Consider the following 20,981-nt stretch of genomic DNA (forward strand, 5'->3'; position numbering starts at 1 on the left):
ACTTAAAAATAGAATCTACTTATATCTAGTGATCTGTCGATAATATCAAATAAATCACGGGCGTCACGACTTACAACGTTTGATTGATGCGCTTTTATTCATCTTTTAGCAGTTTTTTGATACCGTCCTCATTCTTGAAAGAAGAGTGAACTTTTATTAACCCCTGATTGATGGAGTGCTTGCACGCCTTACGGATATTACCGGTGGCTAAACTTGCAGCAGGCGCGTTCTCAATCGCTTTCAAGTAGACCCACTGACTAGAGTGCTCTTTCATGCTCAGCGTTCTTGCCGTACTGGTTGACATTAGTAGCACATCAACTAGTTCCTTATCATTAACCGCAGTATACGCCCTTGGTAGGAAAGGGTAGTCCGCCATACCAATACGAATGATGCGGTTGAGTAAACGATCGGGTTCGAACTCAAGGATCCATTGTTGGATCTTTTCAAACAACTGTTCAGGGTCGGTATTACGTTCGCTGTTTGGTTCAATATACAGCAGGTTGGCATCAGAAAAATGATAAATTCTTGCTGGATGTTCTACGCGCTGTTTTAAATAATCACCAAAAGCACGTTCTAGCTTTAAGCCTTCTTGGTAACCATGTTGCAAATACATGTTGCGTAAAAATGGCACGTCAATCATTACAAAGCGCAGACGGTCGTTGAGTGGTTCATGGATCAACTCACCAACATGCCACTTCTCAAACTTATGACTGCTCTCCTCTAAAGAGGCAGGAAGTTTAGCATTAAGCATACGTAAGTTTTTTAACCCAGAGCGAGAATGGGTATAAAGATCTTCGTTAAGAACATCGAGCTCTTCTTTTTGCACATTGATCACGTGACCACGACGTAAAATGAAGATAAACAGCAACGCGGATAAGACAAACAAGGTGAAGGTTATCTTCTGGAATTTTCGATATTCGTTATGGGTTTCTTCTAACTCTTGTTGCTGGCCGCTTAAATGTAGAGTTTGTTCTACAAACTCTTTCTGTTGTCGGAAAGCATCTTCACTGATCAGATCTAACTCTTGCTGTTCAATGGTTGCTAGAGAGTTGTAGTGCTTAAGGTACTCTAAAGCCTTTTGATACTGGCCATTGAGTTCGTAGCCTAAATAGAGCATCTGATAAGAAGACTTCTGCATGCTGATATCTTGCAATTGCTGTGCTATCTCAAGCGCTTGATTCGCGCTTTCCAGTACCTTTTTAGGCTCTTGTTTATGGCGAGCTAATCCGGCTTCTAGTAGTAAAGCGTAGGCCTTTAACCTTGGAATATCTGCGTATTGGAGTAGCTCTTGCGCGCGTTCAAGATATTGTTCAGCCAAAGTATAATTGACTAAGTGTAAGTAGGTTGTCGCAAGCGAGATGCGAATATCGATCACGCTTTCAATGTTGTTTTGCAGCCGTTCATGATCCATTGCGTTGAAGTAGTGAACCAGTGCGAGATTGTATTTACCTTGGTAATAGTAAATATCGCCCATGCGCTTAAGCAGTGGCGCTAATGCAGGCGAGTTCTCATAGTTATCATAAAAATCAGCCGCTTGCGAAAAGTGGTCATTGGCTTTATCTAACACGCGGCGATCATAAAATAGCTGCCCCAGAATACGGTTAACTTCAGCAAGTTGACGCGCAGAGTCGGTTTCTATAGCCGTCCAGTAACTGATCAGTAACTCTGACAAGGCACGGTTGTACTTCTTGTTGGCAAGGAGTTGTTTACCCACTGTGGTGTGGTATTCAATTACGGTGTGAATCGACTTTGAGCTGTCTACATACGGCTTTACTTCTGCATAGAGTTGGTCAGCGAGCTTTAGGTTACCTTCAGAAGAGGCAATCTCTGCTTTCAGCATTGTCATACGGTACTTTAGACCGCGAGCTAACTGCTGTGGATTATCAATGTGACTGAACTCTTCTTCTATCTGCGCCATTTTATCTCTGGCAGCTTCAGCGTCACCATTGATAAGCCAAGTTAGTCTGATCTCAACTAACTTTAGATCCAGCAGTAAATAAGGCAGCTTGTAAGTTATTGCTAAAGATTTTGCTTCTTTCAGAAAACTCAATGCTTCAAGCTGATTGCCTAAGTTAAACTCCGCTCTGGCGAGAATGCGCAACGCGTCAATTGTGCCGCCCGGGGTTCGAGTGCGGCTGTCTGCTTCATCGCGAGAGATGGCAGAAGGGCTTTTTTCAGTTTTGTCGGTCAAAGTACGCTGGGTTAGATAATCTGTGGCAAGTTGCTTGGCCTGTTTCGGAACAATGTTGACCAAACTGTTTGCCTCACTCAGGACGGCTGATGAGTACAGAGTGTTTGCCCAAAGTGGCGCAGAGAACAGAACCAATAACGCGCCAAGCAAGCGCTTCCAGCGTACATTTACCATTAGAGTCGACTTCCTATTGACGAGCCATGCGTTGATTATGACTAGGTTGGTTGTTTACGTTGGAGCGGTAAGGGTTGATATCCAAACCACCACGCCTTGTATAACGTGCGTAAACCGTCAACGATTCAGGCTGACAGAATTCCATAATGTCAGTAAAAATACGCTCAACACATTGTTCATGAAACTCATTGTGCTCGCGGAATGAGACAAGGTAGCGAAGTAGGGCTTCACGATCGATTTGTTTACCCTTGTATTGAATTTCGACACTGCCCCAATCCGGTTGGTTTGTGATTAGACAGTTTGATTTCAATAAGTGGCTGTGCAGGCTCTCTTCGACAACGTCACCGATTGCAGCTCCTTGAATAAGCGTGCGGTCAAAGTCGTAGCTAGTGATCTCAATATCTTGCTCGTCAATGCAGTCGCCATCCATTGTGACCACAACGGAGTCCGTGTAATCCACGACAGAACGAACCGTTACAGAGACTATTTCACCCGCGCAGGTTGAAAGGTCTTTAACCAGTGTTTGTTCTACTTGATCCCAAGAAGAAAAACGAGTTTGGTTGAAGCTGTTTAGATATAACTTGAATGACTTAGATTCAATCAGGTTGGCGCTAGTCGCAGGAATTGAAACTTCACCAATCGCCACTTGTGGTAAGCCTTTCTCATTGAGCCAAGAGAGTTCGTAAAGTGTCCAGATATCGCAGCCTTGAAAAGGCAGTGAGTCACCTAAGTTAAGGTCATCACGATTGAGGCTACGAGGTACAGGTTGCAACAGGCTGGCGTCATATTGGTTTGAATATTCGGTCTTTTGACCAAGCGTTAGGCCAGCAAGCTCTTTCGCATCAGAATATTTGCTCATACTTTTGTTCGTTTTCTATTAGAATGTCGAGAATTTTACGCAATCCCGCACCTAAAAGCGAATATTCATGTTGGAGAATCTAATGGCTGATCATGCCTTGCAAGCGTTACTCTCATTCAGTGAAAAATACCGTCAGGCCCATCTTGATGCACATGGCCACCTGCCACAAAGCGAAGAGTTGGTCGATCTTGTATCACCATGTGTCGAGCGCAAAATGGATGATGCAGTTGAGTGGCAGGCTTTTACAAGAGAACAAGCTGCAGATTTTACCAATGTAGAAAATGGTATTGAGCTAACACTTCATGAAGACATCAAAACCTTTTATGGCTCTCAATACAGTGCAGATATGGATGCGACTTGGCAGGGGAACGAGCTAACGCTGCTGCAAGTATGGAGCGATGATGACTTTGTTCGTTTACAAGAGAACATTCTAGGCCACCTCGTGACTCAGCGCCGTTTGAAGTTAAAGCCAACTGTGTTTATCGGCGCTACGGATGCGGAATTGGATGTCGTCTCAATCTGTAACTTAACAGGGAACGTGATTTTAGAGCGACTAGGCACAGATAAGCGCGATGTCTTAGCACAAGACATCGCCGAGTTTTTGGCCAACCTAGAACCTGTGGTGTAATCATGTACGTTGTAGAACTTCAGTTTGAGTGTTTTGATAACACCACGGTTAGTGCGGTAGACAAAGCGATCAATGGTTTGATGGATGCTCTGCGCTATAACGGCCAAGTGTTGGGGCGTGAGTTTCCAATTGTGATGGGGGATGGGGAGTTCTTTGTCCGCGTGGTTTGCCCTGAACAAGATAGTCTACATCCGAGTTACCATTCAGACTTTGTAAAGGTCTGTTTAAACCGCCTGTCTGAGGCAAGTCTACTAGCGCCTAAAATGCGTCTTCTTGGCCGTGACCTTAATTCTGAAGAGGCTGCGGAAGAGGAGCAACCAAGTTGGCAGGTTCTATATACCACGTATGTTCATACCTGCTCTCCACTCAGAAGTGGTGAAACACTGTTACCGATCCCGCTCTATCGTAATGGAGCGACATTGAATGGCGATCATAAAGCTGTGGTAAAATGGCAAACCGAGTGGCAAGCGTGTGACGAAATACAGATGGCTGGTGGTTGCCGAGCCGAGCATGCTGCGCTGCATGAGATTTGCGATACTGACAGCGTGTTGTTCAAACGTGGTTGGGATTTACGCGGTCGCATCGAATACATCACTAAGATACCGACATACTACTATCAGTATCGAGTCGGTGGACAAAGTCTCGCAGACGAAAAAGCACGGAAATGTCCTAAGTGCGGTGGTGAATGGTTATTAGATGAGCCACTACACGATATCTTCTACTTTAAGTGCGATGATTGCCGAATTGTCTCCAATATTTCTTGGGATCACCTCAAGTAATACCTGAAAATAAAAAAGACGCTAATTTAAGCGTCTTTTTTTGAATCTTGCGACTCTGGTGTCGTCTCTTCGCCGTCGGTGTGTGGTTTCTTTTCAGACTGACCAAACTTCATATTGGCTGTGTATTTAAGGGCAGCAATGTTACCTATTACGACGCTCAACACAATAACAATGATAACCCATGGGTTAGTCAGTAAATCCATCACCGCACCTATTTTGAAATATTGCTAACAAACTGATTGTAGATCGTTTCGAGCTGTTCTAACACCGTCTTCTTACCCAAAATCGACGTCGAGGCAAGCTGTTGTTTGAGTGTCGACGCATCCAATTGTTTTAAGCATTGCTCTGATATGGCTTGGTGGCTGATGTGCCATGGTTCAGGTGCGACACCACCAAGATCTTGGGCATAAGGGAAAAAGAACCCGTAATCATGGAGATTGTGGCTCAACCAATCATAAAAGGTTTTCTGATGCCCAGTGAGGTATTCCCATGGCTCGAGCTTGAGAGTTTCCCCCTGAGGTAAGCTATCTCGATCAAACACATCAAAATCTGTTCCCCAGTGGTGGCGACTGCCGCCCGGTAAGGCAGACCAGCGGAGAATCGCTATCACCTTATCGAGTTCAGATAGAGAATCCGCCGAGATGACTTGGCTCTCGCTATCCAAGATGTCCGTTTTACCTGACATCTTGTTATTCCAGATCGTCGCTTGACGATCAAAATCGCGAAAGCCACTGGCAATATTGAGATTGAATCCAGCCAACGTTGCTGACTGTTTGAGTGCCAATAAATCTTGGCTCACAGCAGTGTGAACCAAGAATGCTTTTTGTCCGACTATTGTCTCTACAAGGTGGCTAGTCACTCGCCCTGTCAGTTGCTCTGGCGTCATCATTAAGCGAGTAGGTTTTCTAATGTCTTCTGGTACATTTGTGTCAGCTTCTCTAAATCTGAAACCTTAACGCACTCGTTAACTTTATGAATGGTGGCGTTTACTGGGCCTAGCTCAACTACTTGACCACCCATGCGGGCAATAAATCGACCGTCAGAAGTACCACCTGTCGTCAGCAGCGCAGGTTTAGTTTGGTTAACCGCATCAACCGCATCAACCACTGCATCAAGTAGTGCACCGGTATCGGTTAGGAATGGGTCGCCATTGAACGTCCATTTAAGGTCATAGTCTAAGTCATGCTTGTTTAATGTTTCAGTTACACGAGAAACAATGGCATCGTTGTTGAGCTCGGTACTGAATCGCAAGTTGAACTGAACGTTAAACTCACCAGGAATGACATTTGATGCGCCTGTCCCTGCGTGGACATTAGGGATCTGGAAACTGGTTGGCGGGAAGTAAGCATTGCCTTTGTCCCACTCAGTGGTTGCCAATTCATGGATAGCCATCAGAGATTGGTGAACCGGGTTTTTCGCCAGATGGGGGTAGGCGACATGACCTTGAATTCCTTTGACTGTTAGATCGCCAGTAATAGACCCACGGCGACCATTCTTCACGACATCACCCACCACCTCTGTACTTGAAGGCTCACCGACAATACACATGTCGATGTTTTCTCCGCGTTCCATCAGTGCTTCTACCACACGGACTGTTCCGTTAATAAATGGGCCTTCTTCATCTGATGTGATTAAGAAACCAATTGAGCCTTTGTGATCTGGGTTATCAGCAATGAACTGTTCAACCGCGACAATCATACTTGCCAAAGAACCTTTCATATCGGCTGCACCGCGACCGTGTAAGAAACCATCCTTGATGGTTGGCTCAAAAGGAGGGGTGTCCCATAGTTCAATCTTGCCCGCTGGCACGACATCAGTGTGGCCAGCAAAAGCGAATAGGGGAGCTTGTGTGCCACGGCGAGCCCAGAAGTTGGTGGTATCTTCAAATACCATGACTTCAATTTCAAAGCCTAGTGCTTTGAGTCGCTCAATCATTACCTCTTGGCAACCTGCATCTTCAGGTGTTACCGATTGGCGACTAATTAAATCTTTTGCGAGAGCCAGAGTTGGGCTATCTGTCATCCTTGAAATCCTTACGAGAAATTATGAAAAAATAGAAGCGTATTGATCAGCTTTGAAGCCTAGGTGGTATTCAGAACCCGAAACCAGAATTGGGCGTTTGATCATCGCTGGCTGCTCAACCAAAAGCGCAATTGCATTTGCTTCGTTTAGCGACTCTTTTTGCTCTTGAGTCAACTGGCGGTAGGTTGTGCCGCGCTTGTTGAGGACGTTTTCCCAGCCAAGTTGTTGGCAGAAAGTTTCTACTAAAGCTTTATCGATACCTTGCTTACGGTAATCGTGAAAGTTGTACTCCACTCCCTCTGCTTCGAGCCACTTTTTGGCTTTTTTGATCGTGTCGCAGTTAGGAATGCCATACATGGTGATTGTCATAGTGGAACCTTTGAAAGTGACTTTGGGCAATCTGCCCTTGTTGTTTTTTAGTTTGTTTTTGCATCCTAGCAGGAAGTGAGGAGTGAGACAAAAGTGTGATAGATATATTTTATTGAGCAAAAAAAATGTGTTTCAAGCAAAGGCGATCGTCGAGTTTTTGATCAAACTCAACACACTTACGAGCAAAACAGAAATAATGACTCTAGAAATTTTAAGGAGGTATCAATGGAATTGAGTCCTGTTTTTGCAAGGCGCTTGTATCTTGCACTGCTTGTTGAAAATCTAGAGCGCCCAAATGTGCCCAAATTAATTGAGCAAACAGGTTGGCCACGTCGCACTATCCAAGACGTGATTAAAGCTTTACCGGGGATTGGCATTGAATTGATGTTTGTCCAAGATGGACGACGTCATAATGATGGTTATTATCAGCTGTCTGACTGGGGACCTTTCGATAGCCAGTGGGTACTCGACAGGGAGACTGACATCGCTGCAAGCCTTGGCTTTTGAAATTAGAATTTAATGAACAAACCTAACGTGAAAACGCTAGGTTTGTTTTTATAGGTTGTTATTTTTTGCGAGGGCAGCGGTAAGCATTGCCTAACACCGTAAATGAAGTCACAAAGTCTTGCGGTTGCACTAAATAAACTGTGTTTGCTCCAAGTTCATTAGCTTGATTTTTAATTTCATTCAGTGCACCACGTACCATCACATCATTAGGGAAGAAGATATAACTGTACCAGTGACCTTCGCTTCCCGTTACTTCCCCTAGCCACTGACAATCGTCGGCATTAAATTGAGCATCTAGGCGTAGATGTACCTCACTGGCATCGGGATCCAATTTGGCGATTGGTGTTGAGCATCCAGCAAGCAAAGCAAGAGTGGCTGCGAATACAATGTATTTAGTTTTGGCTAACATAGGCGATAAACCCTACCCAACTGATGACGAGTAATGCCCAAGGCAGAATTGAAGGTTTAGTTTTGTCGACTTGGTTTTCAATGTCTACTTGTGTTTGGTTTGTGCTCACCTCTACGTCGGCTTTCTTAGCTTTTTGCGCCTTTTTCTTCGCTTTATCCGCTTGTCGTGAGCGTTCTTTCTGCTGTTTTTTGTATTGGGCGATACCTTTCTCGATACCTTGAGCAATCAGCTTAGTTTGTTCTTTTGTTTGACCAGGCTTTTGAGTTGCTTTAGCTATCTTCATCGCTTCTTGTTGCGTTTCTTGAGAAGGAACCACTTTGTTTTTCATATTGATAGGTCTTGCTAGATCAAAGATGTATTTATCCTAACAGGATATACTTTGTCAGTGATGAACAAAAGCTTTGGAGTGCTGATGAAACGAGTTTTACTCGCCAGCTTGGTAATTACTGTACCTGTATATATTTGGCTTCAAGGTGAACCACCTGCACCCATTGCCGAGCTTGAGCCGCAGCAAACTCATCAAGAGTGGATGTTGTCTTTGCAAGATCAGCTCAAACAAGATCCAAATCAAGCTGAGCTTTGGTTTCAACTCGGACATGGCTATCTCAACAATCAAGATTTTTCCTCTGCTTTGACTTGTTTTGACTATGCAGTACGTTTAAGCCAACCGCCGTCCGCTAATCAATTATCTGCGAAAGCCACAGCTCTTTACTATGTGCATAAGCAGAGAATGACACCAGAAGTCTCTTCTCTACTTGAACAGGCATTGCGCATAGAACCCAATAACCTCACCGCCTTAACCTTGATCGCGAGTGATCATTTTATTAGTTTCCGCTACCAAGAAGCGATTGATACTTGGACGCGTATGCTGGACTCTAATCAGCCTGAATTGGATCGTGAAAGCGTGATCCGATCTTTAAACCAAGCCAAAGCTTTGAATAAGGGCTAAGCTTCGACTGAGACAATTTAGAAGGATAAATAATGGTACTAATCACTGGTGCGAGTAGTGGCCTTGGCGCGGCACTGGCTGAGCTTTACGATGCTCAGAATCATCGCGTGCATTTGACGGGTCGAAGCGAGAGTAAGCTGTTAGATGTACAACGTCGATTGTCTGAACGAGCGAGATATCAAGCTTGCGATCTCGCCAACCACGATGATGTCGAGTCTTTGTTTGAGCAATTGGATGAAGTGCCAACTAAGATCATTCATTGCGCCGGAAGTGGCTACTTTGGGCTGTTAGAAGAGCAGAATCCTGAACAGATAGATGCGCTAATTAAGAATAATCTCAGCTCAGCCATCAATGTTGTGCGTGAGTCAGTAAAACGCTACAAAGCGCAACCCGTTACGCTAGTTATGATTATGTCTACTGCGGCGCAACAACCTAAAGCTCAAGAGTCAACGTATTGCGCAGTGAAGTGGGCCGTTAAAGGGCTTATCGAATCAGTCCGCATCGAATTAAAAGGTCAGCCAATGAAAATTGTTGCCGTATATCCCGGAGGGATGGCAACGGAGTTTTGGACAACAAGCGGCAAAGAGCTGATTACTGATAGCTTCATGTCTGCAGAGGATGCTGCCTCGATGATATACAGTGCGCTTTCTGAACTTGGGAATGGTTACGTGTCGGACATTACGCTTAATCGTGTGTAGCTGATTTCTATCAACCTAAAATTCGTTTCTCCACTAAATAACAAAGCCAGCAAATGCTGGCTTTGTCTATGAGAGCGTGCCTTACTTACTGTTCGTAACTGGCTTCGCGTTTTTCAGCGGCTTTCTTCCACTCTGGAACCACAGTTTTTAAGAAGTTCTCTTTATCCGAGTTCATCTTGTCCATATCCATACCCAATGCTTGTTGCGCAGCGGCTTTAGTTGAAATATCTGGCAGTTCTACTGGCTCTGTAATGCCTTTCTTCGCGAGTAGGCGAACAATCTTAGTACGAGCATCTGCAGCGCGGTCAACCGCAGTACCTAATACTTCAAGCGCAACTTCTGGAGCGTGCATATGTACGCCGTGTGAAGCGATGGCGTAGTCCCAACGCCATTGAGCGTGGCGGATATCTTGAAGAATATCTTTCATTTCTTCTTCCGTGGCTCCTGCTTTCCAAGCTGCGCCTGCTTCGAAGTGAGCGGCAACAATTTGCTTCTCAGCTGTCAGCTTCATGTTGAGCACTTGAGCTTTGCGAGTAGAAACAATGTCACGTAGCTGATCTTTTGATTGCGTATGACAATTTGCACAAGTGTCTTCGAAGCGATCAAATGGGTTACCAACTTTATGATCGGTATAGACAGTGCCATCTTCTTTGGTCACTTTCGGCATATGACAATCAACACACGCCACTTTGTTTTTGCCATGAATACCATCACGCCATGTTTCGTAACCTGGGTGTTGCGCTTTTAACATCGGCGCTTTAGAAACTTTGTGAGTCCAATCTTTAAAGCCAAGTGCATCGTAGTACTCTTCCATATCATCGACGGTGGTGCCCATATCCCATGGGAATTTGACCGACTTGTTTGGACCTGTGAAGTAGTACTCTACGTGGCACTGACCACAGACAGAGGCTTGTTGGTCAAGGCGAGATTGTTGTTCAAAAGGTTTGTCTATCGCCTGAAATGCGCGTTCAACATAAGGTTTTGCCAACGCAAGTGCTGGCTCACCATTCTTGAAGGCTTCACTACGTGTATCGTGACAGTCTGCACAACCAATAGGGTTGTTAATTTGGTCACCTAAACGAGCCCATTTGCCTTTAAAGTAGCCGTCTTCACCACGTTCATCGATCACGCGACCAACGTCAGGGCTTTTACAGCTCCAACATGCCATTGGCATTGGGCCGGAAGTTTCATCTTGCGGCGCACCTGTACGCAATGTTTGGCGTACGTCATCCACCGCGTAAAAGTGGCCACGAGCCTTGTTGTAATCTTTAGCAAAGCCATACCCTGCCCACAAAATCACCATATTTGGATCTTCTGCAAGTGCGTCTTCGATATGTTCGCTTTCTGAGGTGGCTTTCCAAGAGTGGTATTGATCAGGGTGTTGTTGCTCATACGCATCGTTGCGAGGATCAATTAAGCCTTTTTCTTCGGATGCAGCAAAGCTTGTGACACTCATCAGTGAAGTGGCCACAATTGCTAATGCTGCAGCGGATTTTGGTATCCAATGCAATTTATTCACAGTGCTATCTCCGTATTCTGTTTTTTATTAGCAGCGTTGTGAACTGGCTATATTCCAAACTAAGAATTGGAGAACTGAAATATATTGTAATAAATAGAAATAAAATAAATAACTTAGTAATAGTACTTAATTGTTCAAGATCAATTTTAGTTAGTGATCCAGCTCAAACTCACTCTTATATAACCCTAAAGGGGTACTGGGTGTGTTGAGAAGAGTAAAATGAAACTTATTATCATCAATGACTTAGCGCATTAACCATGAAAGGTATATGGTGATAAAGATCGAATTTTGAACAGTTTTGCCTACCCCTTTAGTGTAGGCGTTGTAATATATAATTTATTAGCGTTGTGGCTTTTCCAAAATAAGAATTGATCTCATTTGATGTGCTTTGTGCGCATTGAAGGATTTTAATTTTTAACCGTATTTTTAATTTGTTGATTGTTTTACGAATTAGTACGGAATAAGGAAAGGATAATATGGGCAATATAAAGTTGGCCATAGTCATAATGCTTAAGTCTCTTCTAGCATTTTGCCTCTATGGTTATTCTCTTCATGCCGTAGCCGACACTTCAACTGTGCAGTCTGAAGACAAATCCGCACGTCATGAAGTCACGCTTATCCGTGACAAGGATTATAAGTGTATCCAATGTCATAAGGATTCGCAGCAGACCATCCATCAAACGCACACCACTGAGAAATTTGAGCAGATCGGCAAAACGCTGAACTGTACCACCTGTCACGGAAACATCGGGCCTGATCATCGTGAAGGGGCGCCAGTCGTGACTAAGTACGCGCCAGCTCAATCGCAGATGGGAAGTGATAAGGTGCAAATGCCGCATCAGGGAATACTTGATGCGAATAGCCAGTGTACCAACTGTCATACTTCAGAGCGATTACATAAAGCGAGCTGGACGCATGACGTGCATGCCAAAAATCTTACCTGTTCAAATTGCCACAATGTTCACGCTGAGAAGAAATCAAAAATTCTTAGTCTAGAACGTAAGGACAAAATCAAGATGTGCGTGGACTGTCACTCGGATATCACCCAGCTAAAAGAAGAGGAGAAGTAGTATGAGTTGCTCAAGACGAAACTTCTTAACTGGCGCAGGCGCGGTTATCTTCACTACGGGTGTGGCGGGAACCGCTGTTATCAGTAGTCGAAAAACACTCGCTAACGTTGAACAAGATGGTAACAAACTTTACGGGATGGTTCATGATGAAACCGCCTGTATCGGTTGTACCGCTTGTACTGATGCTTGTCGTGATGTGAACAAGGTTCCTGAAGGCGTATCGCGTCTCGAAATTATACGCAGTGAACCACAAGGCGAATTCCCGAATGTTGATTACCGTTTTACTCGCAAATCTTGCCAACATTGTGAAAACCCTCCTTGTGTTTATGTGTGCCCAACAGGTGCGGCGTACAAAGATGAGAAAACAGGTATTGTTGATGTCCATAAAGAGAAATGTGTCGGTTGTGGTTACTGTTTAGCCGCTTGTCCGTATCAAGTGCGTTTCTTTAACCCTGAAGATCACTCGGCTGATAAATGTAACTTCTGCCGCGATACCAACCTTGCCCAGGGCAAATTACCTGCTTGTGTTGAGTCTTGCCCAACTAAGGCACTGATATTTGGAGACCTCAACGATCCAAATAGCGAAATTAACCAAGTGTTAAACAGCGAAGTCGTTTATCGAGACAAGGCACACTTAGGCACTAAGCCTAAATTGTACAAAGTGCCTCATCAGAAAGGGGAGGTTTAATCATGACTGGTTTCGAAAGTGCATTCCACTTTGACTCTCTGGTGTGGGATTGGATTATTGCGGTTTACCTGTTCTTAGCGGGTATGTCTGCAGGGGCGGTAATGATTGCGCTTTATCTAAGGCGCAAAGTGATTGAAGGGGATCCGGCCAATAACGGTATCTTGAAGGCAATGGCATGGCTAGCGCCATTTGGCATCATCTCGGGTCTAACGATCTTGATTTTCCACCTGACCAAACCTTTGGAGTTTTGGAAGATCATGATCTACTTCAATATGAACTCCGTGATGTCGATGGGGGTTATCCTATTCCAGGTCTACATGATCGTCTTGTTTATCTGGATTGGTATTCTGTTCCGTCATCAAATCATCGGTTTCGCTGAAGGTAAACTGCCTAGTAAGTTGCTCGATTTTGTCGATGGATTCTTGATTAAATCAGGTAAATACAACAATGCTATTGAACTGTTTTTAGGTTTCCTTGCGGTTGTTCTTGCTGCTTATACTGGCTTCCTACTTTCAGCATTGAAAACATACCCAATGCTGAACAATCCAGTGTTGCCGATTTTGTTCTTGTTCTCCAGCCTTTCATCTGGAGCGGCTGCTTGTTTGATGTTTGGCATTTTAGTGTTCAAAGAGTCAGCGACAAGTCCAAGTGTTTCTTGGGTGCATAGTTTCGAGCGACCTGTCGTGTTGTTTGAACTATTTGTGCTAGTCACCTTCTTCACCGGGCTTATTTTTAGTGGTGGTCAGAATGAAGTCGCTGCTTGGAACGCGATCGGTGGCGGTTTTTGGTCGAACTGGTTCTGGTTTGGGGTGGTGTTAATCGGCATGCTTTTACCATTGACGCTCAATGCGGTTGCGCCAAAAGATACACGCCATAATGGTGGGTATATCTTCATGGTGACCACACTCAGCCTAGTCGGTGTGCTTATGCTACGGACCTTTATCCTCTACGCAGGCCAGATGACGGTAGTGTAAGTATGGTCGGAGAGCTAGGACACTTTGCATTAGTCTGGGTCGCCGTTTCAAGTTCGCTTATCTCGGCTGCTTATGCATGGAATAAATGGCAACAGCGAAATGCCGCTCTCTCTTTATCATTGTTAGCAAGGCTTAATGGCGTTGTGGCGTCGTTGAGCCTTGTCCTTCTTGGCTACCTATTTGTTACTGATCAGTTCCAGTTTCACTATATCGCCTCCCACTCGAACACAGCGTTACCTGATTTCTTCAAAATTGCCGCGGTGTGGGGAGGTCACGAAGGGTCGATGCTATTTTGGGTTTTCACCTTAGCCATCTGGTCGGCATGTATCTCTTTTATCCAACAGACTTCTAAAAAATACCTCGATGACGTGCTGTGGGTAATGCAGTTGTTTATCGCTGCGTTTGCCTGGTTCACCCTAATCACTTCCAATCCATTCTCTTATGCTGAAGTTTGGTTAGAGCAAGGTCGAGATCTCAATCCAATGCTGCAAGATATCGGATTGATCTTCCACCCACCGCTGCTCTATTTGGGGTATATCGGTTTTTCTACCGTGTTGGCATTTGCACTCGCTGCGCTGATGCAAGAAACGTTCGTTGATGACTGGGTAAAGCTCGCGGCACCTTGGGCAATATCTGCGTGGGCATTTTTGACGCTGGGCATTTTGGTGGGTTCATGGTGGGCCTATAATGAACTAGGCTGGGGAGGCTGGTGGTTCTGGGATCCTGTTGAAAATGCGTCACTTCTGCCGTGGTTAACTGGGACCGCATTACTGCACGCTTTACTTGCGGCTAGTCGCTATCAGCAGCAGCGAAAAACCGCTCTGGTGCTGGCGTTGGTTACCTTTAGCCTGAGTATCCTAGGAACCTTTATAGTGCGCTCTGGCGTACTGACATCCGTTCACGCTTTTGCCGTTGATCCTGGCAAAGGAATTGCCCTGCTTGCCATTCTTGCCGTGACCTTGATTGCCTCATTTGCCTTGCTGTTTGAGCGAGGCGAGGCGATCAAGAGCAAACATGTTCAATCGCTCTTTGGGCGCAGCTATCTTGCCATCGCTTCGGTCGGCATGCTAGCGGTGGCAGCGTTTACTGTTTTTCTCGGGACTTTCTATCCTATGGTGTATGAACTTGTAGGGTTAGGCTCGGTATCGGTTGGCGCTCCTTATTTTAATACCTTGTTCTTACCTTTAGTTCTGCTTGCTCTCATTGGTATGGGGTTGGTTCCATTACTTAAGTGGCATAAAGGCAGTCACTATTCCAAACAGCAGATCGTCTTGTTATTTATCACCTCCATGCTCGTCGGCATGGTGATGTATTGGTTGCAAGATATGTGGTTCTCGCTAGCTGTCTCTGTGGTTTGGGGGCTAGGGGCCTGGGTGGTAATCAGTCATCTACTATTGGTAGCGAAGCAGCAAAAGCTGACCTTTATGGTGCTTGCTCACATTGGTCTGGCGATGAGCAGTATTGGCGCAGTGATGAATGCAGAGCATTCTTTCGAAGTGAACCATAAAATGGCTGCAGGTAGCACTTTGGAATTTGGTGAGTGGCAAGTCGAGTACCTTGATACTCATTGGGTTATTGGCCCTAACTATAGCGCTGAACAGGCGGAATTGAAGTTCTCCTCCGAACAGCGAAGCTTTACCCTGATACCAGAGCGTCGTCATTATCCCGTTCGAGTGATGAATATGAGTGAACCTGCAATCCGGCCATTTTGGCATGGTGACTACTATGTCACGCTAGGTAGTAAAGTTGATGCTGATTCTTATGCGGTCAAGATCCAATATAAGGCGTATATCAGTTGGATTTGGGGCGGGGCGCTAGTCGCTATGCTCGGTGCTGTGTTACCTTTTCTCTCTCGTCGACGAAAGGAAGTGGCTCATGGCTTTATCAAGCAAGCATAAAATTACCCTCTTTAGCGTGGTTTTATTGGGCTTTATTGGCTTTCTTGTCGCAGGGCTTAACACCCAGCAGTTTGGTCCAGCCTCCCAGCCCGTGGTTAGGCAGTTTCCAACACAATCAATAGCGCTGCTTTTGAAGCAGGAACAAGCGCAAAGCACGCAGCTATTCCGCCATGAATATCAGCTAGTGAATGTCTGGGCATCATGGTGTGGCGTATGTCGTAAAGAACATGCTTACCTTAATCAGCTTGCGAAACTCGGCATTCCTATCATTGGATTAAATTACCGTGATCAACGTTCAGGTGCGGTGAACTATCTTGGCCAGCTTGGTAATCCCTATAGTGAAGTCATGTTCGATCCCAAAGGTATTCTCTCTCTTGATCTCGGAGTGGTAGGAACGCCAGAAACTTATCTCGTCGATCAAAATGGGGCGATTGTTTATAAACATCTCGGCGTACTGAATCAAAAAGTATGGGACAAGCACTTTGCTGATTTCTTTGCTGGTGGGGCGAACTCATGAGCTTAAGGTTGGCTTCTGTGCAATACCTGTTGTTATTGCTTTCGATAGTAGCGCCACTAAGTCTTGCGAGTGCAAATCAAGATATCTTTGCAGCGGCTACGACAGAGCAAAACGTTCAAGTCGAGCTATTCCAATTTGATTCGCCACATAAACAAAAGGTTGCCATTGAACTAGCAAAATCATTACGTTGCCCACAGTGTCAGAATCAAAATTTAGTCGAGTCCAACTCGCCGATTGCGAAAGACTTACGCTTGATTGTGTTTAGTAAAATCAATCAAGGCCAAAGCGAAAAGCAAGTGATTGATTTTATGACAGCTAGATATGGTGAATTTGTTCTCTATAAGCCAGCCTTTAGCGCTAGCAATGCTCTACTTTGGTTAGCGCCTGCTTTCCTTCTGCTACTGTTTTTTATCGTTTCCCTAAAACGAGTCCGAACCAAGCATCAGCAATAACCTCGCCGTGGCTATTCGCTATTATCTATCACTCTAATATGCAATATCTGATAGCAAAATATGCCAATTGGTATAGAGTGGAGTCTAATTGAATTCAAGCAGTGACATAGCAGTGCGTTACGCGTTAGAACAATATGATAAACATGGTTTTTTAAGAGCACCGAAACTGGTTTGGCTAGGGTGGTTGTTCTTAGCCAAAGCTTGGGTCGTATTTGTGGTCGCCGGTGCCAGTCGCGAGAGTGGCAGTAAAATTCTTGCGATAGTTTACCCAGACCATAATATGCTTTATCTCGGGCTAGCGATGGGAATTCCGAGTATTCTACTAATGTGGATGGTGAGTCTGCGCAGCCCAGAGCGAGCATGGATAAATCACATTGTGGCTTACGGTAGAGGGATTACACTTGTGACCGCAGCCGCTCAGCTATCTCAAACTCTGTATCATGTCTATCTAGTCCATGGTGCATTTAGCTGGACAAATGGCGCTGTGATGTTGTTGCTATTATGGTTGATTATTTACTTCGCTAAGAGTCGTAGTGTCAGAGATAGCTTTAAGAAAGTTCCGACACAGTGATCGCACTAAGCGATGATCACTATCAATATATAAAATTAATAACGAAATACACTGAGCAAAAAAATCGAGTGAGGAATTAAAAATGTCATACCCTCAAAGTGCAATTCTTCCTGAAGCAGGTCCTTTCGCGCAATACACCTTGCTTAAGGTCAATCAAAACGAAACTAAAGTGTTGGAGCAACTTCAGGCTCTACCGACGTTAGTTGAAGAACTCAATACGCAGCAACCTGGTGCCGAGCTAACGCTGTCTATTGCGTTTACTAAGGCATTTTGGAGCAAGCTTGATATGGCTGTGCCAGCGGAGCTTATCGACTTCCCACAACTCGGTGAAGGCGATGTCGTTGCACCTAGTTCTGATGTTGATGTGTTGATTCACTGCCACTCGAACCGTCATGACCTGCATTTTTACCTATTGCGTAAATTCTTTGCGCAAGTGTCTGAAGATGTAGCCGTCATTGATGAAACATACGGCTACCGCTATTTAGATTCTCGTGATATGACGGATTTTGTCGATGGGACAGAAAACCCGAAAGACGCTCAACGTGAAGAAGTGGCTATCATTCCACAAGGTGATTTTGTTGGTGGCAGTTATGTGATGGTGCAACGTTTCATCCACAACTTACCTTCTTGGAACCGCTTGAATGTTTCGGCGCAAGAAAAAGTGATTGGCCGTACCAAGCCCGATTCGATTGAACTTGATGACGTACCCGCAGCGTCGCACGTTGGACGCGTTGATATTAAGGAAGAGGGCAAAGGCTTAAAAATTGTACGCCATAGCTTGCCTTATGGTAGCGTCTCTGGTGAACATGGCCTGTTGTTCATTGCTTACTGTAATACTCTTCATAACTTTAAAGCGATGCTCGAAAGCATGTATGGCGTGACGGATGGTAAGACAGACCAACTGCTTCGTTTTACTAAGGCAGTCACAGGCGCCTATTTCTTTGCTCCTTCTAGTGAAATGCTAGCGGGCTTAACGCTTAAGTAAAACGATACAACTATCGATACTTCAAAGATTTAACACCGAACCTTAGAGTTCGGTTTTTTGCATTTTTTCGTTAAAGAAACTCTGTTTTTGCCGATAAAGTGAGTAACCCGAAGAAGGATTACAGCACTTTATGACCATTACTGTTAATACCAATGTATCAGCCATGACTGCGCAGCGTCACTTGACCAATGCGACAGATATGCTGAATCAATCGCTGGAGAGACTCTCTTCAGGGTATCGTATTAACAGCACCAAAGATGATGCTGCCGGGCTGCAGATTTCCAATCGCCTTGAATCCCAGATGCGTGGTTTAGATGTCGCTATGCGCAATGCCAATGACGGCATCTCCATTATGCAGACGGCAGAAGGGGCGATGAATGAAACCACCAACTTACTGCAACGGATGCGAGATCTTTCGCTTCAATCTGCCAATGGTTCAAACAGTCATGCGGAACGAGTTGCATTACAAGAGGAAATGGCGGCTTTAAACGATGAATTGAATAGAATTGCTGAAACCACCTCTTTTGGTGGTCGAAAATTGCTCAATGGTTCGTTTGCCTCTTCTTCTTTTCAGATTGGTGCAAGCTCTGGTGAAGCGGTGCAAGTTTCGCTAAAAAACATGCGCTCCGACAGTTTAGACATGGGTGGTTTTAGCTATATTGCAGCTGGTCAAGCTGACAGTAATTGGCAAGTTGCGCAGGGTAACAATCAGTTAGTGATGCAATACACCAATGCTCTAGGTCAGCAAGAAACGATCAATATCGAAGCGAAAGCTGGTGATGATATTGAAGAGCTTGCGACCTATATCAATGGTCAAACAGATGAAGTATCAGCCTCTGTTAATGAAGACGGCCAGTTACAAATCTTTATGGCTGGTGATAAAACCTCAGGAACGATTTCATTTTCTGGCGGTTTAGCAAATCAACTTAATATGAACCTCAGTGGCTATGAAGCGGTTGATAATATAGATATTTCTCAGGTCGGTGGTGCTCAAAGAGCGGTTTCTATCATTGATACGGCACTGAAGTATGTCGATAGCCATAGGGCCGAGTTAGGTGCGATGCAGAATCGTTTTAATCATGCGATTAATAATCTTTCTAATGTTAATGAGAATTTGTCGGCATCGAACAGTCGTATTAAAGATACTGACTATGCCAAAGAAACCACACAGATGGTTAAACAGCAGATCTTGCAGCAAGTGAGCACCTCTATTTTGGCGCAGGCAAAGCAACAGCCTAATCTTGCTTTAACTTTGTTGGGATGATTCTCAAAAAAGAGAATGTTATCGACAGTCGATTCTAAAGCTTTAGCGAAAAAATAACTTTATTGGCAGTTTTTTCCTATTAGTCACGTTTTCCCTTCGAAATGAACTTTTTTCAAAAAAAACTCAAAAAAATACTCAAGGTTTTCTGATTCACGCCGTTAATAAAAGTAACTTTAAGAGAAAACGACTTTGGTTTTCCGAGACGTCGGAAACCGGTTACATCGGAAAATCAAATGGAGAAATCACCATGGCAGTAAATGTAAACACTAACGTATCAGCAATGACAGCTCAGCGTTACCTAAATAGCGCGACTAATGCTCAACAAACTTCAATGGAGCGTTTGTCATCTGGTTTTAAGATCAACAGTGCAAAAGACGACGCAGCGGGTCTTCAAATCTCGAACCGCTTAAACGTACAAAGCCGTGGTCTTGATGTTGCTGTACGTAACGCGAACGATGGTATCTCTATCGCGCAAACTGCTGAAGGTGCGATGAACGAAACCACTAACATTCTACAGCGTATGCGTGACCTATCGCTACAGTCTGCAAACGGCTCAAACTCTAAATCTGAGCGTGTTGCGATTCAAGAAGAAGTAACAGCGTTAAACGATGAACTAAACCGTATTGCGGAAACGACTTCGTTTGGTGGTAACAAGCTACTAAACGGAACTTACGCGACAAAATCATTCCAAATTGGTGCGGACAACGGTGAAGCAGTAATGCTAACTCTGAACGATATGCGTTCTGACAACGTTGGTATGGGTGGTACTGCTTACCAAGCTGCAAACTCTAAAGATAAAGATTGGACTGTTCAAGCAGGTGCTAACGACCTAACGATCACTCTTACTGATAACGCGGGGCAGCCGCAAACAATCAACATCAATGCCAAAGAAGGCGATGATATTGAGGAGCTTGCAACTTACATCAACGGTCAAACTGACCAAGTGACAGCTTCTGTTGACGAAGAAGGTCGTCTACAAGTGTTCGCTGGAACAGATAAAGTTCAAGGTGCAGTATCGTTTGGTGGTGGTCTAGCTGGCGAGTTGAGCATGGGTGCTGGCACAGCGGTAACGGTTGATACGATTGACGTAACGAGTGTGGGTGGCGCACAAGAATCTGTCGCTATCGTTGACGCGGCACTGAAATATGTTGATAGCCACCGTGCAGAGCTAGGTGCTTTCCAAAACCGCTTCTCACATGCTATCAGCAACTTAGATAACATTAACGAAAATGTGAATGCATCTAACAGCCGAATCAAAGACACTGACTTTGCGAAAGAAACGACAGCACTAACTAAGTCGCAAATTCTTTCTCAAGCATCTAGTTCAGTACTTGCTCAAGCGAAGCAAGCGCCAAACTCAGCATTGAGCCTACTGGGATAAACCCAATCTTAATCACAAAAATCCAGCTCCGGCTGGATTTTTTTGTTTATGTTAACTTTTTGATCTCTAAAGCAATT

General features: G+C 44.6%; 24 protein-coding genes. 15 read left to right on the forward strand and 9 right to left on the reverse strand.

Annotated elements, in window-relative coordinates; translation table 11 throughout:
- Positions 1-94 precede the first annotated feature (94 nt).
- Positions 95-2,365 (reverse strand): tetratricopeptide repeat protein, encoded by a 2,271-nt coding sequence (locus tag AC6R16_RS10615; RefSeq protein WP_500674345.1) that lies wholly within the window; start codon positions 2,363-2,365, stop codon positions 95-97.
- A 13-nt stretch (positions 2,366-2,378) separates the two neighbouring features.
- Positions 2,379-3,224 carry an NADPH-dependent 7-cyano-7-deazaguanine reductase QueF gene (queF, locus tag AC6R16_RS10620; RefSeq protein ID WP_500674346.1) on the reverse strand — a complete coding sequence of 282 codons (846 nt, stop codon included), beginning with the start codon at positions 3,222-3,224 and terminating at the stop codon, positions 2,379-2,381.
- 82 nt (positions 3,225-3,306) lie between these two features.
- Between queF and syd the strand changes: the two genes are divergently transcribed.
- A complete protein-coding gene (gene syd / locus AC6R16_RS10625; protein ID WP_500674347.1) occupies positions 3,307-3,852 on the forward strand; it encodes a SecY-interacting protein in 546 nt (181 codons plus the stop codon).
- Positions 3,853-3,854: 2 nt separating this feature from the next.
- Positions 3,855-4,631, forward strand: a complete 777-nt coding sequence (locus AC6R16_RS10630) for a Zn-ribbon-containing protein (RefSeq protein WP_004744544.1) — start codon at positions 3,855-3,857, stop codon at positions 4,629-4,631.
- Positions 4,632-4,657: 26 nt separating this feature from the next.
- Here the strand turns inward: AC6R16_RS10630 and AC6R16_RS10635 are convergent, their stop codons facing one another.
- The 4 genes from AC6R16_RS10635 to AC6R16_RS10650 are packed head-to-tail and all read right to left on the reverse strand — an operon-like array spanning position 4,658 to position 7,022.
- Positions 4,658-4,834, reverse strand: coding sequence for a DUF2897 family protein (locus AC6R16_RS10635; protein WP_171322404.1), 177 nt, complete (start codon positions 4,832-4,834; stop codon positions 4,658-4,660).
- A gap of 8 nt (positions 4,835-4,842) precedes the next feature.
- A complete protein-coding gene (locus tag AC6R16_RS10640; RefSeq protein WP_500674348.1) occupies positions 4,843-5,520 on the reverse strand; it encodes a M15 family metallopeptidase in 678 nt (225 codons plus the stop codon).
- Positions 5,520-6,653 carry a succinyl-diaminopimelate desuccinylase gene (dapE, locus tag AC6R16_RS10645; protein ID WP_500674349.1) on the reverse strand — a complete coding sequence of 378 codons (1,134 nt, stop codon included), beginning with the start codon at positions 6,651-6,653 and terminating at the stop codon, positions 5,520-5,522. The genes AC6R16_RS10640 and dapE overlap by 1 nt, the downstream gene beginning before the upstream one ends.
- Before the next feature lie 21 nt (positions 6,654-6,674).
- Positions 6,675-7,022, reverse strand: coding sequence for an ArsC family reductase (locus AC6R16_RS10650; protein ID WP_500639530.1), 348 nt, complete (start codon positions 7,020-7,022; stop codon positions 6,675-6,677).
- A 225-nt stretch (positions 7,023-7,247) separates the two neighbouring features.
- Here AC6R16_RS10650 and AC6R16_RS10655 point away from each other — a divergent pair, with 225 nt between their 5' ends.
- Positions 7,248-7,529, forward strand: a complete 282-nt coding sequence (locus AC6R16_RS10655; protein WP_004744549.1) for a winged helix-turn-helix domain-containing protein — start codon at positions 7,248-7,250, stop codon at positions 7,527-7,529.
- Between the two features lie 58 nt (positions 7,530-7,587).
- Here the strand turns inward: AC6R16_RS10655 and AC6R16_RS10660 are convergent, their stop codons facing one another.
- Both AC6R16_RS10660 and AC6R16_RS10665 read right to left on the reverse strand, forming a co-directional pair.
- Positions 7,588-7,938: a DUF4156 domain-containing protein gene (locus AC6R16_RS10660; RefSeq protein ID WP_500674350.1), complete on the reverse strand. Its 351-nt coding sequence runs from the start codon at positions 7,936-7,938 to the stop codon at positions 7,588-7,590.
- Positions 7,922-8,266, reverse strand: a complete 345-nt coding sequence (locus tag AC6R16_RS10665; protein WP_500639532.1) for a DUF2956 domain-containing protein — start codon at positions 8,264-8,266, stop codon at positions 7,922-7,924. The genes AC6R16_RS10660 and AC6R16_RS10665 overlap by 17 nt, the downstream gene beginning before the upstream one ends.
- An 84-nt stretch (positions 8,267-8,350) precedes the next feature.
- Between AC6R16_RS10665 and AC6R16_RS10670 the strand changes: the two genes are divergently transcribed.
- Both AC6R16_RS10670 and AC6R16_RS10675 read left to right on the forward strand, forming a co-directional pair.
- Positions 8,351-8,887 carry a TPR domain-containing protein gene (locus AC6R16_RS10670; protein ID WP_500674351.1) on the forward strand — a complete coding sequence of 179 codons (537 nt, stop codon included), beginning with the start codon at positions 8,351-8,353 and terminating at the stop codon, positions 8,885-8,887.
- 32 nt (positions 8,888-8,919) lie between these two features.
- On the forward strand, positions 8,920-9,585 hold the full coding sequence (locus AC6R16_RS10675) for an SDR family NAD(P)-dependent oxidoreductase (RefSeq protein ID WP_500674352.1): 666 nt from the start codon (positions 8,920-8,922) through the stop codon (positions 9,583-9,585).
- 85 nt (positions 9,586-9,670) lie between these two features.
- Here AC6R16_RS10675 and nrfA read toward each other — a convergent pair whose 3' ends face one another.
- Positions 9,671-11,104, reverse strand: a complete 1,434-nt coding sequence (nrfA, locus tag AC6R16_RS10680) for an ammonia-forming nitrite reductase cytochrome c552 subunit (protein WP_500674353.1) — start codon at positions 11,102-11,104, stop codon at positions 9,671-9,673.
- A gap of 476 nt (positions 11,105-11,580) precedes the next feature.
- Here nrfA and nrfB point away from each other — a divergent pair, with 476 nt between their 5' ends.
- The 10 genes from nrfB (at position 11,581) to AC6R16_RS10730 (ending at position 20,904) form a co-directional block, all read left to right on the forward strand.
- The gene (nrfB, locus tag AC6R16_RS10685; protein WP_054961293.1) at positions 11,581-12,174 is read left to right on the forward strand and encodes a cytochrome c nitrite reductase pentaheme subunit; all 594 of its coding nucleotides are present in this window, start codon (positions 11,581-11,583) and stop codon (positions 12,172-12,174) included.
- Position 12,175: 1 nt separating this feature from the next.
- Positions 12,176-12,862, forward strand: a complete 687-nt coding sequence (gene nrfC, locus AC6R16_RS10690; protein ID WP_069665771.1) for a cytochrome c nitrite reductase Fe-S protein — start codon at positions 12,176-12,178, stop codon at positions 12,860-12,862.
- 2 nt (positions 12,863-12,864) lie between these two features.
- Positions 12,865-13,836 carry a cytochrome c nitrite reductase subunit NrfD gene (nrfD, locus tag AC6R16_RS10695; RefSeq protein ID WP_500674354.1) on the forward strand — a complete coding sequence of 324 codons (972 nt, stop codon included), beginning with the start codon at positions 12,865-12,867 and terminating at the stop codon, positions 13,834-13,836.
- Positions 13,837-13,838: 2 nt separating this feature from the next.
- Positions 13,839-15,734 (forward strand): heme lyase CcmF/NrfE family subunit, encoded by a 1,896-nt coding sequence (locus AC6R16_RS10700; RefSeq protein ID WP_500674355.1) that lies wholly within the window; start codon positions 13,839-13,841, stop codon positions 15,732-15,734.
- Positions 15,712-16,251: a DsbE family thiol:disulfide interchange protein gene (locus AC6R16_RS10705; protein WP_500674356.1), complete on the forward strand. Its 540-nt coding sequence runs from the start codon at positions 15,712-15,714 to the stop codon at positions 16,249-16,251. Before AC6R16_RS10700 ends, AC6R16_RS10705 begins: the two co-directional genes overlap by 23 nt.
- On the forward strand, positions 16,248-16,703 hold the full coding sequence (nrfF, locus tag AC6R16_RS10710) for a heme lyase NrfEFG subunit NrfF (protein WP_500674357.1): 456 nt from the start codon (positions 16,248-16,250) through the stop codon (positions 16,701-16,703). Before AC6R16_RS10705 ends, nrfF begins: the two co-directional genes overlap by 4 nt.
- A 112-nt stretch (positions 16,704-16,815) precedes the next feature.
- A complete protein-coding gene (locus tag AC6R16_RS10715) occupies positions 16,816-17,274 on the forward strand; it encodes a DUF2919 domain-containing protein (protein ID WP_486795673.1) in 459 nt (152 codons plus the stop codon).
- Between the two features lie 82 nt (positions 17,275-17,356).
- Positions 17,357-18,259 carry a Dyp-type peroxidase gene (locus tag AC6R16_RS10720; RefSeq protein WP_500674358.1) on the forward strand — a complete coding sequence of 301 codons (903 nt, stop codon included), beginning with the start codon at positions 17,357-17,359 and terminating at the stop codon, positions 18,257-18,259.
- A gap of 130 nt (positions 18,260-18,389) precedes the next feature.
- Positions 18,390-19,523, forward strand: a complete 1,134-nt coding sequence (locus AC6R16_RS10725; RefSeq protein WP_500674359.1) for a flagellin — start codon at positions 18,390-18,392, stop codon at positions 19,521-19,523.
- A 247-nt stretch (positions 19,524-19,770) separates the two neighbouring features.
- The gene (locus tag AC6R16_RS10730) at positions 19,771-20,904 is read left to right on the forward strand and encodes a flagellin (RefSeq protein ID WP_500639541.1); all 1,134 of its coding nucleotides are present in this window, start codon (positions 19,771-19,773) and stop codon (positions 20,902-20,904) included.
- The last annotated feature ends 77 nt before the right edge of the window (positions 20,905-20,981 follow it).

This window comes from Vibrio sp. R10-SG3-ISO10, assembly GCF_059834185.1.

What these genes read in the sequence shown, in the direction of transcription:
- AC6R16_RS10665 (WP_500639532.1), bottom strand. Translation starts at nt 8,266, where the DNA reads ATGAAAAACAAAGTGGTTCCTTCTCAAGAAACGCAACAAGAAGCGATG.
- nrfD (WP_500674354.1), top strand. Translation starts at nt 12,865, where the DNA reads ATGACTGGTTTCGAAAGTGCATTCCACTTTGACTCTCTGGTGTGGGAT.
- AC6R16_RS10675 (WP_500674352.1), top strand. Translation starts at nt 8,920, where the DNA reads ATGGTACTAATCACTGGTGCGAGTAGTGGCCTTGGCGCGGCACTGGCT.
- AC6R16_RS10660 (WP_500674350.1), bottom strand. Translation starts at nt 7,938, where the DNA reads ATGTTAGCCAAAACTAAATACATTGTATTCGCAGCCACTCTTGCTTTG.
- AC6R16_RS10705 (WP_500674356.1), top strand. Translation starts at nt 15,712, where the DNA reads ATGGCTTTATCAAGCAAGCATAAAATTACCCTCTTTAGCGTGGTTTTA.
- AC6R16_RS10720 (WP_500674358.1), top strand. Translation starts at nt 17,357, where the DNA reads ATGTCATACCCTCAAAGTGCAATTCTTCCTGAAGCAGGTCCTTTCGCG.
- AC6R16_RS10655 (WP_004744549.1), top strand. Translation starts at nt 7,248, where the DNA reads ATGGAATTGAGTCCTGTTTTTGCAAGGCGCTTGTATCTTGCACTGCTT.
- queF (WP_500674346.1), bottom strand. Translation starts at nt 3,224, where the DNA reads ATGAGCAAATATTCTGATGCGAAAGAGCTTGCTGGCCTAACGCTTGGT.
- AC6R16_RS10615 (WP_500674345.1), bottom strand. Translation starts at nt 2,365, where the DNA reads ATGGTAAATGTACGCTGGAAGCGCTTGCTTGGCGCGTTATTGGTTCTG.
- AC6R16_RS10670 (WP_500674351.1), top strand. Translation starts at nt 8,351, where the DNA reads ATGAAACGAGTTTTACTCGCCAGCTTGGTAATTACTGTACCTGTATAT.
- AC6R16_RS10730 (WP_500639541.1), top strand. Translation starts at nt 19,771, where the DNA reads ATGGCAGTAAATGTAAACACTAACGTATCAGCAATGACAGCTCAGCGT.
- nrfC (WP_069665771.1), top strand. Translation starts at nt 12,176, where the DNA reads ATGAGTTGCTCAAGACGAAACTTCTTAACTGGCGCAGGCGCGGTTATC.
- AC6R16_RS10630 (WP_004744544.1), top strand. Translation starts at nt 3,855, where the DNA reads ATGTACGTTGTAGAACTTCAGTTTGAGTGTTTTGATAACACCACGGTT.
- AC6R16_RS10725 (WP_500674359.1), top strand. Translation starts at nt 18,390, where the DNA reads ATGACCATTACTGTTAATACCAATGTATCAGCCATGACTGCGCAGCGT.
- nrfF (WP_500674357.1), top strand. Translation starts at nt 16,248, where the DNA reads ATGAGCTTAAGGTTGGCTTCTGTGCAATACCTGTTGTTATTGCTTTCG.
- AC6R16_RS10700 (WP_500674355.1), top strand. Translation starts at nt 13,839, where the DNA reads ATGGTCGGAGAGCTAGGACACTTTGCATTAGTCTGGGTCGCCGTTTCA.
- AC6R16_RS10635 (WP_171322404.1), bottom strand. Translation starts at nt 4,834, where the DNA reads ATGGATTTACTGACTAACCCATGGGTTATCATTGTTATTGTGTTGAGC.
- dapE (WP_500674349.1), bottom strand. Translation starts at nt 6,653, where the DNA reads ATGACAGATAGCCCAACTCTGGCTCTCGCAAAAGATTTAATTAGTCGC.
- nrfB (WP_054961293.1), top strand. Translation starts at nt 11,581, where the DNA reads ATGGGCAATATAAAGTTGGCCATAGTCATAATGCTTAAGTCTCTTCTA.
- syd (WP_500674347.1), top strand. Translation starts at nt 3,307, where the DNA reads ATGGCTGATCATGCCTTGCAAGCGTTACTCTCATTCAGTGAAAAATAC.
- AC6R16_RS10650 (WP_500639530.1), bottom strand. Translation starts at nt 7,022, where the DNA reads ATGACAATCACCATGTATGGCATTCCTAACTGCGACACGATCAAAAAA.
- AC6R16_RS10640 (WP_500674348.1), bottom strand. Translation starts at nt 5,520, where the DNA reads ATGATGACGCCAGAGCAACTGACAGGGCGAGTGACTAGCCACCTTGTA.